This window comes from Pseudomonas marginalis, from assembly GCF_008692035.1.
GTDB lineage: Bacteria > Pseudomonadota > Gammaproteobacteria > Pseudomonadales > Pseudomonadaceae > Aquipseudomonas > Aquipseudomonas marginalis.
The window spans coordinates 1,113,448-1,130,351 of the sequence record NZ_VTFG01000001.1; the positions used below are offsets into that span (position 1 = coordinate 1,113,448).

11 protein-coding genes are annotated in these 16,904 nt (G+C 63.5%); 9 read left to right on the plus strand and 2 right to left on the minus strand.

Annotation, left to right across the window (positions count from 1 at the left end; genetic code table 11):
- The first annotated feature begins 8 nt into the window (after positions 1 to 8).
- The gene (locus FX984_RS04840; RefSeq protein WP_065942031.1) at positions 9 to 695 is read left to right on the plus strand and encodes a GntR family transcriptional regulator; all 687 of its coding nucleotides are present in this window, start codon (positions 9 to 11) and stop codon (positions 693 to 695) included.
- A 145-nt stretch (positions 696 to 840) separates the two neighbouring features.
- Here FX984_RS04840 and FX984_RS04845 read toward each other — a convergent pair whose 3' ends face one another.
- Positions 841 to 5,709 carry an NAD-glutamate dehydrogenase gene (locus FX984_RS04845; protein WP_092356836.1) on the minus strand — a complete coding sequence of 1,623 codons (4,869 nt, stop codon included), beginning with the start codon at positions 5,707 to 5,709 and terminating at the stop codon, positions 841 to 843.
- 491 nt (positions 5,710 to 6,200) lie between these two features.
- Here FX984_RS04845 and FX984_RS04850 point away from each other — a divergent pair, with 491 nt between their 5' ends.
- The 8 genes from FX984_RS04850 (at position 6,201) to FX984_RS04885 (ending at position 16,280) form a co-directional block, all read left to right on the plus strand.
- Positions 6,201 to 6,554, plus strand: a complete 354-nt coding sequence (locus tag FX984_RS04850) for a hypothetical protein (RefSeq protein ID WP_065927991.1) — start codon at positions 6,201 to 6,203, stop codon at positions 6,552 to 6,554.
- A gap of 125 nt (positions 6,555 to 6,679) precedes the next feature.
- Complete coding sequence (locus tag FX984_RS04855) at positions 6,680 to 9,250, plus strand: S8 family peptidase (protein ID WP_146478022.1); 2,571 nt, start codon at positions 6,680 to 6,682, stop codon at positions 9,248 to 9,250.
- 187 nt (positions 9,251 to 9,437) lie between these two features.
- Positions 9,438 to 10,397, plus strand: coding sequence for an AAA family ATPase (locus tag FX984_RS04860; RefSeq protein ID WP_003174327.1), 960 nt, complete (start codon positions 9,438 to 9,440; stop codon positions 10,395 to 10,397).
- Positions 10,398 to 10,402: 5 nt separating this feature from the next.
- The gene (locus FX984_RS04865) at positions 10,403 to 11,335 is read left to right on the plus strand and encodes a DUF58 domain-containing protein (protein ID WP_027608569.1); all 933 of its coding nucleotides are present in this window, start codon (positions 10,403 to 10,405) and stop codon (positions 11,333 to 11,335) included.
- Entirely contained in the window at positions 11,332 to 11,826 is a 495-nt protein-coding gene (locus FX984_RS04870; RefSeq protein WP_027608570.1) for a DUF4381 domain-containing protein, read from the plus strand. Before FX984_RS04865 ends, FX984_RS04870 begins: the two co-directional genes overlap by 4 nt.
- Positions 11,819 to 12,907 (plus strand): vWA domain-containing protein, encoded by a 1,089-nt coding sequence (locus FX984_RS04875; RefSeq protein WP_146478021.1) that lies wholly within the window; start codon positions 11,819 to 11,821, stop codon positions 12,905 to 12,907. The genes FX984_RS04870 and FX984_RS04875 overlap by 8 nt, the downstream gene beginning before the upstream one ends.
- The gene (locus tag FX984_RS04880; RefSeq protein WP_146478020.1) at positions 12,904 to 14,643 is read left to right on the plus strand and encodes a tetratricopeptide repeat protein; all 1,740 of its coding nucleotides are present in this window, start codon (positions 12,904 to 12,906) and stop codon (positions 14,641 to 14,643) included. The genes FX984_RS04875 and FX984_RS04880 overlap by 4 nt, the downstream gene beginning before the upstream one ends.
- The gene (locus tag FX984_RS04885; protein WP_027608573.1) at positions 14,640 to 16,280 is read left to right on the plus strand and encodes a BatD family protein; all 1,641 of its coding nucleotides are present in this window, start codon (positions 14,640 to 14,642) and stop codon (positions 16,278 to 16,280) included. The genes FX984_RS04880 and FX984_RS04885 overlap by 4 nt, the downstream gene beginning before the upstream one ends.
- A 282-nt stretch (positions 16,281 to 16,562) precedes the next feature.
- Here the strand turns inward: FX984_RS04885 and FX984_RS04890 are convergent, their stop codons facing one another.
- Positions 16,563 to 16,793 carry a hypothetical protein gene (locus FX984_RS04890; protein WP_133822098.1) on the minus strand — a complete coding sequence of 77 codons (231 nt, stop codon included), beginning with the start codon at positions 16,791 to 16,793 and terminating at the stop codon, positions 16,563 to 16,565.
- Positions 16,794 to 16,904: the final 111 nt, after the last annotated feature.

Below are 16,904 nucleotides of genomic sequence, written 5' to 3' on the forward strand. Positions count from 1 at the left end.
GACAGGCCATGACCGCCCACGCCCTGCAACGCGATCCGATCATTCCTGCCCTGCGCCTGGTGGCCGGTAAAAAGCCTTCGGTGGACGACATCTACCCACGGTTGTTCGACGCCATCCTCGAACAGCGCATCGCCCCGTCCAGCCGCTTTACCGAAGAAGGCCTGGGCGAAACCTTTGGCGTCAGCCGCAGCGTGATTCGCCGGGTACTGGCCAAGCTGTCCCACCAGCAAGTGGTCATCCTGCGCCCCAACCAGCGCGCCCAGGTCGCAGCGCCGGATGCCCAGCAGACGCGGCAGATTCTCGAAGCGCGGCGCATGACCGAAATCACGGTGGTGCAATTGGCCTGCGCCCAGGCCACGCCCACGCAGATACGCCAGTTGCGCGAGCTGATAGCACGGGAACGCGACGGTATGGAACGCAACCAGCGTGGGCCGGCGATTCGGTTGTCAGGGGAGTTTCACCTGCAATTGGCGCAGATGGCGGGCAACGCGCCGTTGGCGCAGTTTCTCAACAGCCTGGTGCCATTGACGTCGCTGATCATTGCCCAGTACGAAGCGAAAGCCTGCACGTATTGCGCGTGGCAGGAGCATGTGGCGATTGTGGATGCGATTGAGCAGCGGGATGTGACTGCTGCGGTGGGCTTGATGACCCGGCACCTGGATCACCTGGAAAGCAAATTACTGAAACACCACTGACCACCAGATAAATAAAGATCCAAATGTGGGAGGGGCGGTGCGACGATTCGACTTGCCCCCGATAGCAGAGTGTCAGTCAACACATACATGACTGACCCACCGCTATCGGGGGCAAGCCCCCTCCCACATTGGTTTTACCCAGGCATCAAGCCGGTTGCAGCACCGACTGACCACTCAACGCCAGGTCCAGCAGTTCACGGTTGGCCACCGCGTACATGGCGTAGTCCGTGCCGACCGCAGCACGGATTTCCACCATCATTGCGACCCAACGATCAGCCATGTCCTTGTGCTGCTCAAGCCACAGGGCCACGCGGGCTTCCATGTCCTGTGGCGCGTCGGCCATTTGCAGGACGGAAATGGTGATCGCCCGCTGCTGCCAGTCCACATCGTCGCGGAACGCTTCGCGGGCCTGGGCCTGCCAGTTGTTGGCCACGGGCAGATCGCTGATCTGCTGCAGGTACCACGGCAGGTCCAGGGCGCTGCCGACGGCGAAGTAGGCCTTGGCCACTTCGGCGGCGTCATGCCCGGTCACATCAGCGGCTTCGATGATCGGCAGCAAGGTGTACAGGTGGGTCGTGCCTGCAACCATGCGCGCCAGCAACTCCGGCACGCCGGCTTCGGTGTAGGCCTGGTAGCGGGTCTGCCAGCCTTCGCGGGTCGGACCTTCCAGCAGTTCGTCGAGCTTGAGGCCCAACGCGGCCAGGTGCGGACCGAAGTGCGCGGTGTCACGGCCGGCGTCCTGCTCGTTGCGACGGCTGCGCAGGAACCAGCGCGTGGCACGACGGCCCAGGCGCATCAGCTCATCCATCAACTGCAATTGCACGTCAGCGGAGACCTGGTGGTCCAGGGCTTCGATCTGGCGGAACCAGTGCGGGAGGTGGAAGATGTCGCGCACGATCACGTAGGCACCGGCCACGTTCGCCGGGCTCATGCCGGTCGACTCCTTGAGTCGCTGCACAAAGGTGATGCCCATGTGGTTGACCAGGTCGTTGGCGATCTGGGTGCTGACGATCTCGCGCTTCAGACGGTGGCGACGCATGGCTTCGCCGAACTTGGCCACCAGGCTCGGTGGGAACGCGGTTTCCATGTCGCGGGTCAGGTAGTCGTCATCCGGGACCAGCGACTTGAGCAGCGCTTCCTTGAGGTCGATCTTGCTGTAGGAGATCAGCACCGACAGTTCCGGACGGGTCAGGCCCTTGCCGGTAGAAGCGCGCTCGGTGAGCTGCTCTTCGGTCGGCAGGTACTCGATGGCGCGGTCCAGCTTGCCACGGCTTTCCAGGTCGCTCATCAGGCGCTTGTACTCGGCGGCACGCTCGTAGGCACGGCGCGCAGCCAGGGACAGGGCCTGGGTCTGCTTGTAGTTGTTGCCCAACACCAGGCTGCCGACTTCGTCGGTCATGCTCGCCAGCAACTGGTTGCGTTGCTTGTCGGTCATGTCGCCGGCCTGCACCACTTCGTTGAGCAGGATCTTGATGTTCACTTCGTGGTCGGAGCAGTCCACACCACCGGCATTGTCGATGAAGTCGGTGTTGGAGCCGCCGCCATTGAGGCCGAACTCCACACGGCCCAGCTGGGTCATGCCGAGGTTACCGCCCTCGCCCACCACCTTGCAGCGCAGCTCGTTGCCGTTGACGCGCAGCGCGTCGTTGGCCTTGTCGCCTACATCGGCGTGGCTTTCGGTGCTGGCCTTGACGTAGGTGCCGATACCACCGTTCCACAACAGGTCCACCGGCGCCTTGAGCAAGGCGTTCAGCAGTTCGGTCGGAGTCAGCTTGTCGGCCGAAATGTCGAAGCGTTCCTTCATCTGTGGCGAGATAGCAATGCTCTTCGCGCTGCGCGAGAAGATACCGCCGCCTTCGGACATGATGCTGGTGTCGTAGTCGGTCCAGGCCGAACGCGGCAGCTCGAACATGCGCTGGCGCTCGACGAAGCTGGTGGCCGGGTTCGGGTTCGGGTCGATGAAGATATGCAGGTGGTTGAAGGCCGCGACCAGTTGCAGCTTGTCGGACATCAACAGGCCGTTACCGAACACGTCACCGGCCATATCGCCGACGCCCACCACGGTGATGCTGTCTTCCTGCACATTGATGCCGCGCTCACGGAAGTGACGCTGCACACCGACCCACGCGCCCTTGGCGGTGATGCCCATTTTCTTGTGGTCGTAACCGGCGGAACCACCGGAGGCGAACGCATCGCCCAGCCAGAAGCCGTAGTCGATGGCGATGCCGTTGGCGATGTCGGAGAAGGTCGCGGTGCCCTTGTCCGCGGCTACCACCAGGTACGGGTCATCGTCGTCATGGCGCACGACGTTGGCCGGCGGCACCAGGGCGCCATCCTTGAGGTTGTCGGTGATGTCCAACAGGCCGGAAATGAAGATGCGGTAGCAGGCGATGCCCTCGGCCGCGATCTCGTCACGGCTGCCGCCCAGTGGCAGGCGACGCGGCAGGAAGCCGCCCTTGGCGCCCACCGGCACGATCACCGAGTTCTTCACTTGCTGGGCTTTGACCAGGCCAAGCACTTCGGTACGGAAGTCTTCTTCACGGTCGGACCAGCGCAGGCCGCCACGGGCCACGTTGCCAAAGCGCAGGTGCACGCCTTCGACGCGGGGCGAGTAGACGAAGATTTCAAACTTCGGCACCGGCTTGGGCAGCTCAGGGATCGCGCGCGGGTCGAACTTGAAGCTGAAGTACGACTTGTTCTGGCCGTTGGCGTCGGTCTGGTAGAAGTTGGTGCGCAGGGTGGCCTTGATCAGGTCCAGGTAGCGACGCAGGATGCGGTCTTCGTTGAGCACCTGGACGTCGTCCAGGGCGGTGAGGATCGCTTGTTCCAGGCGCTGCTGCTTGTCTTCCAGGTCATCGGCGGTGAGCTTGCGCGCCAGGTAGAAGCGGGTCTTGAACAACCGGGTCAACTCGCGGGCGATGTCGGTGTGGTTGTTCAGGGTGCTGGCGATGTAGCCGAGGTCGAAGCCCAGGCGGATCTGCTTCAGGTAACGGGCGTAGGCACGCAGCAGCGCGACGTCGCGCCATGGCAGGCCGGCGGTGAGTACCAGGCGGTTGAACGCATCGTTCTCGGCATCGCCATGCACGATGTGCACGAACGCGTCCTGCAGGGTGTCGTTGAGCTGCTGGATGTCCAGGTTCACGCCTTCGGCGGCGATGAACGCAAAATCGTGGATCCAGAACTCGCGGCCGTTGGCATGACGCAGGCGGTACGGGAACTCACCCAGCACGCGCAGGCCGAGGTTTTCCAGGATCGGCAATACGTCGGACAGCGCCAGCGGGGTATCGGCGTGATACAGCTTGCAATGCAGCTCGCGCTGGCCGGACACCTGGCCCAGCGGCTGATAGAAGCTCATCACCAGCGGGTTGGCTTCGGTGAGGCTGAGCAGGTGCTGCATGTCGACCACAGCCGAATGCGCAGCGAAACGCTCGCGGTAGCCGGCCGGGAAGCCTTTCGGGAAATCCGCCAGCACGTTGGTGCCGTGGGCTTCGCCGAAGCTTTCCACAACGAGGCTGGAGTAGTCGTCCTGCCAGCTGCGGCAGGCCTGCACCACTTCTTTTTCCAGTTGCAACGGGTCGATGTCCAGGCGGTTCTTCGGGTCGACCCGCAGAATCAGCTGCACGCGCGCCAGCACGGATTCGGAGAAGAAGGTCCAGAACTCGCAGTCCGAGGCTTTCAGGCGATCCATCAGCACTTGCTGGATCTTCTGGCGCACTTCGGTGGAGTAGATGTCGCGCGGCACGTAGGCCAGGCAGTAGCAGAAACGACCGTACGGGTCTTTGCGCAGGAACACGCGGATCTTGTTGCGTTCCTGGATCTGCACGATCGACATCACGGTGCTGAACAGCTCGTCGACCGGGGTCTGGAACAGGTCGTCACGGGGCAGCACTTCAACGACTTGAGCAAGCTCCTTGCCCAGGTGCGCCTTGGCCTGGAAGCCCGAGCGACGCTCGATTTCCGCGACCTTGCGGCGGATATACGGGATGACGCGTACGCTTTCGCCGTACACCGACGAGGTGTAGAGGCCCATGAAGCGGCACTCCTTGATCACCTTGCCGTCGGCATCGATCTGGCGGATCGACACGTAGTCCGGGTAAGCCGGGCGGTGTACACGGCTCGGGTGCGCGGCCTTGGCGAACGACAGCACGGTCGGCTCGCGCAGGTACGACACGGCGTAGTCTTCGATGCGCAGGTCGTCGGCGGTGAGGCCGGCGCGCAGCAGCTTGGTCAGACCGAGGAACGAGTTGGCGTCATATTCGATATGACCGCCGTCCGCCTCGTCACGTACCACGAACTCTTCATAGCCGAGGAAGGTGAAGTGGTTGCCCACCAGCCATTCCAGGAAGTTCTTGATCTCGGCTTTTTCTTCGCCGTCGATGCCGAACGGGCTGGCGTCGATACCGTCGAGCAGCTCCTGGACCTTGGCCTTCATCGGTTCGAAATCGGCCACGGCCACGCGCACTTCGCCCAGTACCTGCTCAAGCTCTTTGCTCAGCACGTTGAGTTCGGCGGCGTTGGCGCAGCGGTCGATTTCCAGGTACATCAGCGATTCTTGCTCGATGCCTTCGCCCTGGGTGCCCTTGGGCAGGATTTCCAGCAACTCGCCCTTGGTGCCACGGCGCACGCTGAGCACGGTGGTCTGCAGGGTGTGGATGCTGTAGCCACGGCGGTTCAGCTCGGTGCGTACCGAGTCCACCAGGAATGGCAGGTCATGGTGCAGCACTTCGACCGCGGTGTGGGTCGATTGCCAGCCATGACGTTCGTAATCGGGGTTGTAGACCCGCACTTGCGGTTGGGTGTGATCAAAGCGCTCAAGCAGGCGCCAGGCAGACAGGGTGCAACCGGCCAGGTCGGAAAGGCGACGCTGGGTCAGTTCATCCAGGGAAATGATGCCGAAGAATTGTTCAGCGAACAGCGCCACTTGTGGCAGTGCCTGTTCACTGATGTGCTGCGCCAGTGCCGCTTGCAGTTGATGCTGGAAGTCGGCCTTGCTGGCTGCGGTGAAGAACGCCATCTGTGGTACTCCGCTTGGGCTTGTTATTGATGGAAGCGTCGCGTGTTATCCCCTGGTGGGGAGACCGTCAGCTCTGTTCGCTGGTAACGAGTTAAGCACCATAAACGAATCAGAGTGACAGGTGGGTGAAGCTGGACAAGACAATGAGGTCACATACAACTTCCATAAGATGCGCACCTTGCCGGGTGACGGTACGACGGGCAGGTCAGGCGCCTGGCACGTGCACATCCGTTGCGCAGCTTAACGAGTGTGGGAAGCCGGGTGCTTGCGGTGCTGCGACATATTCGGTCATCGGTACGCAGGCTTGGGGTTGCGACTTGGGCAACCCGGAATTTCCGGTAGAAAAACCGGCTATTTTTCCGCCACCGAGTACCGAAAATGACTGGTAGAGCCCGACAGGTCATGCACTGGGTCTGACACAGGAAGCAGCACAAAATTCGCCGCAATGGCACAATTGCCTACGCAACGCCCTACCCCAGACAGGATTCCCCATGCTGCAACTGAAAACCGACGCCCTGATGGCCACCCCGTGCGACGACGAAGAAGACAACATGGCCATGCTCTGCTGCCACGGCAGGAACGGCGAGATGTTCATGCTCACCCGCTACCCCGACGAAGACGAAGTGGAGCTGACCTGGGACTACGAGCCGTCGACCCTGGACGGGCTGAAAGTCACCCTCAGCGATACGACATTGCGGGTAGAGCTGGCGGCGGGCGATGCCGATGCACTGGGCGGCAAGGACCAATTGGAGATAACCCACGCCACCGCCGCAGCGGAGATGGCAGAAGTGGAACAGACCCTGCAGAACATTCTCAAGGGCACCGGCACCTACATCCGCGCCTGAATCGCACTGGCGCAGCCTTCACCGATGCCCTTGACCGTTGGTCGGTACTGTTATTTCTAACAGTACCCGGCCCCGTGTTTCCGGCCTTAGCTGAGCAAAGCAACGGTGACTGCACGGGTGCCTCGATGAAATCCATCAGCAAGTTTCTGGCTATTGGCCTTTTGGCCACGGCTTCATCAGCGCTGGCGGCATCCGCAGCCAACATTGACTACTCACATTTGATCCTGCTGATCAAAGATGACGGATCCAGGTCGCGAAATCTTCAGGACCTCGTCGACCCCTCCAGCACCTTCCAGCACCGCGTGCCCAACATCAAGCCGCTGGTAACGCCGAGCAAGGCCCGCACGCTGGCGGATGTAGAAGCCCTGCGCCGGCATCGACTGGACCGCTACTACATCGTCGACACCCGCCACTTGAGCCACAGGCAGGCTGACGCACTGCGCCAGCAACTCAAGCAAGACCCGGTCATAGAAGACGTCGACTTTGAACCCGTGGTGGAGGGCATGCACGAGGACAAGGCCGACCCCATCGCGGGCAGTGCGCGCAGCGGCATACCGGACCATACCGGACGCCAGTACTACCTGCTCGGCCGACAAGCCGTACCGCCCTACAACATCGGCGGTGTAAACGCGGTGAAGGCCTGGACCGTACCCGGTGGCAAGGGCAACAACATGCGGGTGATCTCTTCGGAGATCGATCATTGGGCCTACAACCACGTGGACCTGCCCAAGCCTTTCCTGGAAGTCGATGCAGGGGCTATCACCGGCTACCACGACACGGCCAGCGTCGGCACCATCGGCTCCAGGGACAACGGCTTCGGCACCACCGGCATCGTGCCCCATGCACAACTGGGTTATTCGCAATATGGCCCCAGCCGATTGCTGCAAACCGCCGAACTGCTGAGCCCCGGCGATGTGGTGCAATTGGGCGTGCATATGAATTACACGCCCTTTCCAGCAGTCGGTTGCAGCCAGAACTGCTACATGCCCGTGGAATACAACCGAACGGTACGCGACATCATCACCTACCTGACCATGGAAAAAGGTGTGCATGTCGTACTGGCTGCGGCAAACGGCAATATCAACCTGGACCACCCCTACTTCAGCGGCTACTTTGATCGCAACAGATTCGATTCCGGCAGCATCTACGCGGGCGCCGTGTACCCCACGAGCGGTTTGAGAGCCTATTACTCCCAATACGGCCGACGCGTCGACCTGTTCAGTTGGGGCGGCTCCGTCACCACGACGACCTGGACCACCGCCAACCCCACCAGCGCCTATACCCACACCTACAGCGGCACCTCCTCCGCCAACCCGATCATTGCCGGGGTGATGGCATCGCTGCAAGGTGTGGCGCGGGCCAATGGCCTGGGCAACCTCGCCCCCAAGGAGCTGCGCAGGATCCTGGTAGAAACCGGCTATCCACAAGCCAACGGCAACCGCACCGAGATTGGCGTGCAGCCGGACCTGGAGGCCGCCATCCGCAAACTGCTTGCCGACGGCGCCGGCCAACCGCCCACGGGCCGGCTGGCCATCCCCGAGCAAGCCAAATCGGGAGAGACGTTCAACGGCCATGTCTATGCGCAATCGCCCACGCAAAAACCGCTGACCTATCGCTGGAATGCCGACGGGTTTACCCCTCCGGACGGGGATGGGCCGACCTTGTCATTGACCGCACCGCCCGTAACCGCCGATACCCTGACCTCGATTTCCGTGGCGGTGTCCGACGGCACCCACACCCTCAACCTGAGGGAAAACATCACCATCAAGGCCCCTGACGCGCCTCCGGTCGGCGACTGCGCCGCCCCCTGGATTGCGAGCAAGGTGTATGCCGTGGTCGGCGAAAAAGTCTCCTACAGCGGTTACAACTACCAAGTGGCGCACTGGACGCAAAACGCTCGTCCCGATCTGAACTTTGTTGAAACCGGCTCCGCCAAGCCCTGGCGACGCCTGGGCACCTGCGGCAGCGGGCTGCCGGTCGCCAGGATCACCGGCCCCTCCAGCGTTGAAGCCGGCAAGGCGGTGCTGCTATCGGGGGCTTCCTCCACGGGCCAAGGCTTGCGCTTCGCCTGGGCGGCCACTGGCTTCAACCCGGATTCTTCGGCGCAAGCGTCCAGCAGCTTCATTGCCCCGAATACGGCGGGAACACGCGTCATCACCCTGACCGTCACCGATGAACGCGAGCGCCGCGCAACCGCCAGCCACACCCTCACGGTGACCACCGGCACCCCCGCCAACCGCCCACCCGTCGGCAGCCTGCAGGGCAGCGAAACGGTCGATTCGGGCCAGGTCGTGAGCTTCATCGCCAACGCCAGCGACCCTGACGGCGACCCGATGAGCTACACCTGGACGCGCCCGACCGGCTTCACCGGCACCATCGGCAATACCCGCAGCGTCACCCTCACCGCCCCTGCCGTCAGCGGCGATACCCGCGTCACCGTCAGTGTCGTGGTCAGTGACGGGCGCGGCGGTACGCTGCGACTGGAGAAACCGATCACCGTCAAGGCCCCGCCACCTTCGGGCAGTTGCCGCGACATTCCGGCGTGGTCGCCCACCAAGGTGTATTCAACCTACGCAGAGTCGGTGGCGTACAACGGCATGGTCTACAAACAGAACTTCTACAGCCGCGACAAACGCCCGGATCTCAACTCTGCCGTGCACAGCCAGCCTTGGCATCCCGGGGTGCCCTGCCGTTGAAGCAGAGGCGGTGAGCGGGCACGCCTGCTCACCGCCCTTTGTGCCTCTCACACAATTTTCCTACAAGTTTTGCTAAAAATACCCCGCGTGCCGTTAGTCGCCACCCCCTGCCATGCATTAAAGTAGGCGCCCCAGGCTGTCGTTTGTTACATGACGCACAGGCTCATCTCTCCAGGAACCGTCATCGATGGAACATCGTGAAGCGCTGCTCGCGCTGCGAACCTTTCTTTCTACGCAGATTCTCGGCCAGGAAAAACTCATCGATCGCCTGCTGATCGCCCTGCTCGCCGACGGCCATATGCTGGTGGAAGGCGCGCCGGGCCTGGCCAAGACCAAGGCGATCAAAGAGCTGGCCGAAGGCATCGAAGCGCAGTTCCATCGTATCCAGTTCACCCCCGACCTGTTGCCCGCCGACATCACCGGCACCGAGATCTATCGCCCGGAAACCGGCAGCTTCGTGTTCCAGCAAGGGCCGATCTTCCACAACCTGGTACTGGCGGACGAGATCAACCGCGCCCCGGCCAAGGTGCAATCGGCGCTGCTGGAGGCCATGGCCGAGCGCCAGGTCAGCGTCGGGCGCAGTACCTACGACCTGTCCCCGCTGTTTCTGGTGATGGCCACGCAGAACCCCATCGAGCAGGAAGGCACCTACCCGCTGCCCGAAGCCCAGCTCGACCGCTTCCTGATGCACGTCAAGATCGGCTTCCCCGACGCGGCCGTCGAACGGCGCATCCTGCAACAGGCCCGTGGCGAAGCCCTCAACGGCGAAACCAAGCCCGAGCGCCGTGTCAGCCAGCAGGCGATCTTTGCCGCGCGCAAGGAAATCCTCGGCCTGTACATGGCCGATGCGGTGGAGGAATACCTGGTGCAACTGGTCATGGCCACGCGCACCCCGGCCAAGTTCGATCCCGAGATGGCCGAGTGGATCGCCTACGGCGCCAGCCCCCGTGGCTCCATCGCCCTCGATCGCTGCGCGCGCGCCCATGCCTGGCTGGCCGGTCGCGACTTTGTCAGCCCGGAAGACATCCAGGCGGTGCTGTTCGATGTGCTGCGTCATCGCATCATCCTGTCGTTCGAAGCCGAAGCGGCCGGGATTGACCAGGACCGTGTGGTGCAACGCATTCTCGACGTCGTTGCCGTCGCTTGAAGTCGATGAACGCAAGCGATGGGGTGCGCGTCACGCTCAGCGAGCTGATCGAGATGCGCCACCGCGTGCGCGAAGTGCAGCTGTTTTCCACGCCAAGCCAGCGCAGCCCGCTGATCGGCCTGCACCACTCCAAGCTGCGCGGGCGCGGTGTCGACTTCGACCAGGTGCGCGTGTACCAGGCCGGCGACGACGTGCGCACCATCGACTGGCGCGTCACCGCGCGCACCCAGGAGCCGCACACCAAGCTGTTCCACGAAGAACGCGAACGACCGATTTTCATCATGGTGGAGCAAAGCTGCCGGCTGTTTTTCGGCTCGGGGCAGATGTTCAAGTCGGTGCTCGCCGCTCAAGCCGCCAGCCTGATCGGCTGGGCCGCGTTGGGGCACAACGACCGCGTCGGCGGGCTGGTGTTCGGCGACAACGAGCACTACGAAATCAAGCCGCGCCGCAGCAAGCAAAGCCTGCTGCAATTGCTCAACCGCCTGGTGCGCGTCAACCAGAGCCTGGACACCGAAAGCCGCCCGGAGGCCGACGCCCTGGGCATGGCCCTGCGCCGTGGCCGCGAAGTGCTGCGTCCCGGCAGCCTGGTAATCGTGATCTGCGACGAACGTGCCCTCACCGAGGGCGCCGAGCAGCAATTGAGCCTGCTGTCACGCCATTGCGACTTGCTGCTGTTGCCGATCTCCGACCCGCTGGACCACGCGCTCCCTGCCGCCGGGCTGCTGCGTTTTGCGCAGCGTGGGGCGCAATTGGAACTGGATACCCTGAACTTCGATTTGCGCCAGGCCTACAAGGCCCAGGCCGAAGCGCGCATCGCCCGCTGGGAACTGCTCGCGCAGAAACTGCGAATCCTGTTGATGCCCCTGAGCACCCAGAGCGAAATGGTCGAACAACTGCGCGAATACCTCAACCCGCAACGCCCGGTTAAAAAGCAATGAGCAGCCTCGACCAACTGCAACCGCTGATCGCCCCGCCGCCCATCGGCTTCTGGCCGCCCGCGCCGGGCTGGTGGCTGTTGCTGCTGGTCATCCCGCTGCTGGGTTGGGGGGTGTGGTCGCTGCGCCGCTTCTTGCCGACTCGACGCCCCCTGGCCCGCGCCGAACAACCGCTGGACCCGCTGCGCATCGCCGCCCTGGCGGAATTGGCGCTGATGCCCAAACCCTACGATGGCGCGCCCGCCGGTGCCTGGCTGCAACAGCTCAATGGCCTGCTCAAGCGCCTGTGCCGCAACGACTATCCCTATAGCCAGAGCCATACCCTCAACGGCCGCAAATGGCTGGCATTCCTCGACAACCGTTGCCCCGCCGCCGGCCTCACGCGCTGGATGGTGCTGGTGGAGGGAGCCTACAAACCCGAATGCAAACTCGACGACAAGGCCATCGCCGGCCTGACCCAAGCGGTCGACACCTGGATTCGCAAACATGTTTGAGTTCGCCTGGCCGTGGATCTTCGTCCTGTTGCCCTTGCCCTGGGTGATGCGGTTCATCCTGCCGGCGGCCGACAGCGGCGAGCCCGCCCTTAAAGTCAGCTACCTCGGCGATCTCGAAAGCCTGGCCCGCCGCCGTGCGCGGGTGAACCTGCCGGGCTGGCGCCAACAGGCGCCCTTCGTGGTGCTGTGGCTGCTGCTGCTGACCGCCGCTGCGCGCCCGGAATGGCTGGGCGAACCACTGCCGATTGCCGCCAGCGGCCGCGATTTGCTGGTGGCGGTGGACGTGTCCGGCTCCATGGACTTCCCCGACATGCACTGGCAGGACGAAGACGTCAGCCGCCTGAACCTGGTCAAGCACCTGCTCGGCGACTTCCTTGAAGGCCGCGAAGGCGACCGCGTGGGCCTGATCCTGTTCGGCAGCCAGGCCTATCTCCAGGCGCCGCTGACCTTTGACCGCCGCACCGTGCGCACCTGGCTGGATGAAGCGCGCATCGGCATCGCCGGCAAGAACACCGCCATTGGCGATGCCATTGGCCTGGCGTTGAAACGCCTGCGCCAGCGGCCTGCGCAAAGCCGCGTATTGATCCTGGTCACCGATGGTGCCAACAACGCCGGGCAGATCAACCCACTGACCGCCGCGCGCCTGGCGGCCGAAGAAGGGGTGAAGATCTACCCCATCGGCATCGGTGCCGACCCCGAGCAAACCGGTTCCCTGGGCATCCTTGGCGTCAACCCGAGCCTGGACCTCGACGAGCCGGCACTCAGGGCGATTGCCGAAGCCACCGGCGGCCAATACTTCCGTGCCCGCGATGGCCAGGAGCTGGAAGCGATCAAGGAGACACTGGACAAGCTCGAGCCCGTCGAACAGCAACCGACCCAGGCGCGCCCGGCGCAGGCGCTGTACAGCGGACCGCTGGCCCTGGCGCTGATCCTGAGCATGTTGCTGGTGATCCACGAACGCTGGCCGAACAACGCTCTGCAACGCGGGTTCAACAAACTGTCGAGCAAGGGGATCTTCCTGCAACAGCATCCGGAATGGCGCCAGCGCCTTAAACGCCTGCGTCTGCGGAGGCGTCGATGATCGCCCTGTGGCCGTATTGGTTCCGCCCCTGGTGGCTGTTGCTGCTGCCGCTGCTTGGCTGGTTGCTGTGGCAGCTGTGGCACCGGCAAAAGCGCGCCGGGCGCTGGCAGATGATCCTGCCGCCGGCCTTCCACGCCGTACTGCTCAGCGGTGGCAGCGGGCGCGAAAGCAAATCGCCATGGGTGTTGCTGGGCCTCGCCTGGCTGTTGGCGGTGCTGGCGTTGCTGGGTCCCAGCTGGCAACGGGTTGAACAAACCAGCCAGAAACCCTCCGACCCGTTGGTGGTGCTGCTCGAACTGACCCCGGAAATGCTCGCCACCGACAGCCCGCCCAACCGCCTCGAACAGGCACGGCGCAAACTCTACGACTTGTTGCAGGCGCGCAGCGATGCGCAAACCGCCATCGTCGTCTATGCCGGCAGCGCCCACACCCTGGTGCCGCTGTCGGACGACCTGGCCACCAGCCGCAACCTGCTCGAGGCCCTGCGCCCCTCGATCATGCCGGAGTCCGGCCACCGCGCCGACCTGGCCGTGGAGAAAGCCCTGGACCTGCTCAAGCATGGCGGCCTGGGCCAGGGTCGCCTGCTGCTGGTCGGCTCATCGCTGTCCAAACAGGAACGCCAGGGCATTCGCCTGCTGCTGCAGGGCAACCAGGCGCCGAGCCTGTCGATCCTGGGCATCGGCAGCCGTGAAGGCACGCCGGTGACCCAGGAAAGCGGCGAATTCCTCAAGGACGAACAAGGCGCAATCCTGGTACCGCGCCTCGACAGCCCGACGCTCAAGGCCTTCGCCAGCGAAATGGGCGGACGCTACCGGGCCGCACGCCTGGACGATAAAGACCTGCGCCAGCTCGGCGTGCTGGACCCGCCCCAAGCCCTGCGCAATGACGGCCAGTTGCTGCACCTCGACACCTGGGCCGACCAGGGTTACTGGCTGCTGCTGCCGCTGTTGCTGCTGGCCGCCTGCGCCGGGCGGCGCGGCTGGTTGTTCTTTCTACCGCTGCTGCTGTTGGGCTCGCCCCAACCCAGCTATGCCTTTGAATTCCAGGATCTGTGGCTGCGTCCGGACCAGCAAGGCCAATACCTGCTCAAGCAGAAACGCCCCGCCGAAGCCGCCGAACATTTCGAGGATGCCCAATGGCAAGGCGTCGCCCTGTACGAGGCCGGCAACTATGCCGAGGCCATCAAGCGGTTTGCCGAGGGTAATGACGCCTATTCCCACTACAATCGCGGCAACGCCCTGGCCAGGTCCGGTGAACTCGAAGCGGCCATCGACGCCTACGAACAAGCCCTGGAAGCCCAGCCCGACCTGCAACCGGCACTGAAAAACAAGGCCCTGGTAGAAGCCCTGATCCAGGAACAGGCAGAACCCGAGCCGCAAACGCAGGCAAAAAACGAGGATGACGAAACCACCCAACCCGGCCAAACTGCGCAACCGGGCGCCACTGGGCAAAATGCCACAGGTGGCGAGCAGTCGTCCCAGGGCCAGGGCGAAGCCGGCAGCGGCGATACCCAGGCCGGCACCCCGCCGCCAGCCGCTGGCAACGACGTGCCGGGCAGCGAGTTGGGCGATGAGCACACCACCACCCCGCCGCTGCTTGCTGCCGACGCCAACCTCGACGGTGAACACCGCCAGGCCCTGGAACAATGGCTGCAGGAGATCCCGGACAATCCCGGCGAACTGCTGCGACGCAAATTCTGGTACGAACAGCAACAGCATCAGGACAAGACTCGATGAGCCGCCGCACCACCCTTCTGCTTCTGCTCGCGTTGTCGGCAGGCCACGCCCAGGCGGCCAGCCTGGTCGCCAGCGTCGACCGCAACCGTCTCAATTCCGGGGAAACGGTGGAACTGACGGTGGAATCCAGCGATGTCACCCAGTTCGGCAAGCCCGACCTGTCGCCCCTGGATGCGCAATTCGAAGTCAGCGGCACGCGCCAGCTCAACCAACTCACGACACTGGGTGGCGATAACCATGCGACCACGCGCTGGATCATTACCCTGCTGCCCAAGCAGAACGGCACGGTGGTGATTCCGCCACTGCAAGTGGGTGAGTACACGACCCAGCCGATCAGCCTGCAAGTGCTGGAAACCACCAGCCAGGACACCAACGCCGAGCTGGCCCCGGTGTTTGTCGAAGCCAACCTCGACCAGACCAGCGTCTATGTGCAGGCCCAGGCATTGTTGACCGTGCGCGTGTACCACTCGGTGTCGCTGTATGACGACAGCAGTCTCACGCCGTTGCAGATCCCCGATGCCCGTGTCGAACAGTTGGGCGAGTCGCGCACCTACGAAAAGGTCATCAACAGCATCCGCCATGGCGTGATCGAAACCCGCTACGCGATCTACCCGCAGCACAGCGGCACCCTGGAGATTCCGTCGCAGACGTTCAGCGCCACGCTGGTGGAGTCGCGTCCGCCCCAGGAAAACACGCTGCAGGGCACCAAGCCCGGCAAGCTGATCCATGTGAGTTCGGCGGCGCTGCCACTGGCGGTCAAGCCCAAGCCCGCGCTGTACCCCGTCGATGCCCCCTGGCTGCCGGCCCGCAGCCTCACGCTCACCGAGAGCTGGAACCCGGAGCCGGAACATGTACAAGTCGGCGACTCCCTGACCCGCAGCCTGACCGTCAAGGCCGAGGGCCTGTCCAGCGCCCAACTGCCGGCCCTGCCCAGCACCGACATCAACGGCCTGCGCCGCTACCCGGACCAGCCGGTGCTCGGCAACCAGACCAGTGACCGTGGCCTGATCGGCAGTCGCGAGGACCGTGAGGCCCTGGTGCCCAACCGGGTCGGCGCCCTGGAACTGCCTGCCGTCGAGGTGGTGTGGTGGAACACCCACGAGGACCATCTGGAACGCACCAGCCTGCCGGCCCGCACCCTGCAAGTGGCCAACAACCCCAGCCTGGCGGTGGACACGCCGGCCACCCCAACCATCATCACCGCACCGGACGACAGCCGCCTGTGGCTGTGGCAACTCAGCACCCTGCTCCTGGCCTGCACCACCCTGCTGGGCTTCGGCCTGTGGTGGCGGGCCCGTCGGCAACCGGCGGTACTGCGCGCCACGCAAACCGGCCCGAGCCCGCGCACCCTGCTCGACGACCTCAAGCGTGCCACCCAGGCCAACGACCCCCAGGCCACCCGCCAGGCGCTGGATGCCTGGGCGCGGCAACAGCCGGAAACGTTGGCGGATATGGCGGCACGGTTCGTGCCGTTGTCGGATGCATTGGATGGGCTCAATGGCGCGCTGTACAGCGAAAGCGGTCAATACTGGCTGGGCGAAGAGCTGTGGCGTGCGGTCAAGGCCATCCCCATGGCCGAGCGCGAGCAGGACCCGGCGACGGACACCACCAGTTTGCCGCCGCTGTATCCCAAATAAGCCCTCCCAGATTTGACTCGTGCTGCCTGGACCTGCATTGTTAAAGGCCAGCAATCCAGAGCCCGTTAAAATTGCAGGACGTGCATTTGATCAGCAACGCCACCACCCTCGCCGACGGAGCGGCGGGCCGCATCCAGGGTGGACACCCTCCTTTGAATATTCCCGCGTGGGGCGTGGAAATAATCAATCAAAGGACATCCACCGTCTAAAGGTTCACGAAGGCGTTAAAGCAGGCCCTACTGATTGGCAGACAATGCCGATGAGCACTCCTGCATCGGCTCCTTATGATGTGGGTTTTCCGGAATCGAACCAGTTGACCATAAACCGCGCGTAATCAGCGCCAGCCTCAGCCAGTTTTTGATCGCGCTTTCCATTGGTCACACTTTCAAGCACTTCCCTGGGAGTCATTGGCTTTTCCTTTGACTCGCTTTTTCTTTCCGGCGTCTGATGATGTAGGGGAGGTAAGGTGAACGAGTAACGAAGGTGATCACCACCGGGATTAGTTTCAATCATATTCAATTTATCCTTCAAACAGTTCATAGGTATCCCACCTTCAGCTGGGACCTGTTTTGAGTGCATGTTCATCAGCGGTCAGTTCCAAGCGCGCCTGGTAACAGGGTATTT

What these genes read in the sequence shown, in the direction of transcription:
- FX984_RS04880 (WP_146478020.1), top strand. Translation starts at nt 12,904, where the DNA reads ATGATCGCCCTGTGGCCGTATTGGTTCCGCCCCTGGTGGCTGTTGCTG.
- FX984_RS04840 (WP_065942031.1), top strand. Translation starts at nt 9, where the DNA reads ATGACCGCCCACGCCCTGCAACGCGATCCGATCATTCCTGCCCTGCGC.
- FX984_RS04855 (WP_146478022.1), top strand. Translation starts at nt 6,680, where the DNA reads ATGAAATCCATCAGCAAGTTTCTGGCTATTGGCCTTTTGGCCACGGCT.
- FX984_RS04885 (WP_027608573.1), top strand. Translation starts at nt 14,640, where the DNA reads ATGAGCCGCCGCACCACCCTTCTGCTTCTGCTCGCGTTGTCGGCAGGC.
- FX984_RS04845 (WP_092356836.1), bottom strand. Translation starts at nt 5,709, where the DNA reads ATGGCGTTCTTCACCGCAGCCAGCAAGGCCGACTTCCAGCATCAACTG.
- FX984_RS04865 (WP_027608569.1), top strand. Translation starts at nt 10,403, where the DNA reads ATGAACGCAAGCGATGGGGTGCGCGTCACGCTCAGCGAGCTGATCGAG.
- FX984_RS04860 (WP_003174327.1), top strand. Translation starts at nt 9,438, where the DNA reads ATGGAACATCGTGAAGCGCTGCTCGCGCTGCGAACCTTTCTTTCTACG.
- FX984_RS04870 (WP_027608570.1), top strand. Translation starts at nt 11,332, where the DNA reads ATGAGCAGCCTCGACCAACTGCAACCGCTGATCGCCCCGCCGCCCATC.
- FX984_RS04890 (WP_133822098.1), bottom strand. Translation starts at nt 16,793, where the DNA reads ATGATTGAAACTAATCCCGGTGGTGATCACCTTCGTTACTCGTTCACC.
- FX984_RS04850 (WP_065927991.1), top strand. Translation starts at nt 6,201, where the DNA reads ATGCTGCAACTGAAAACCGACGCCCTGATGGCCACCCCGTGCGACGAC.
- FX984_RS04875 (WP_146478021.1), top strand. Translation starts at nt 11,819, where the DNA reads ATGTTTGAGTTCGCCTGGCCGTGGATCTTCGTCCTGTTGCCCTTGCCC.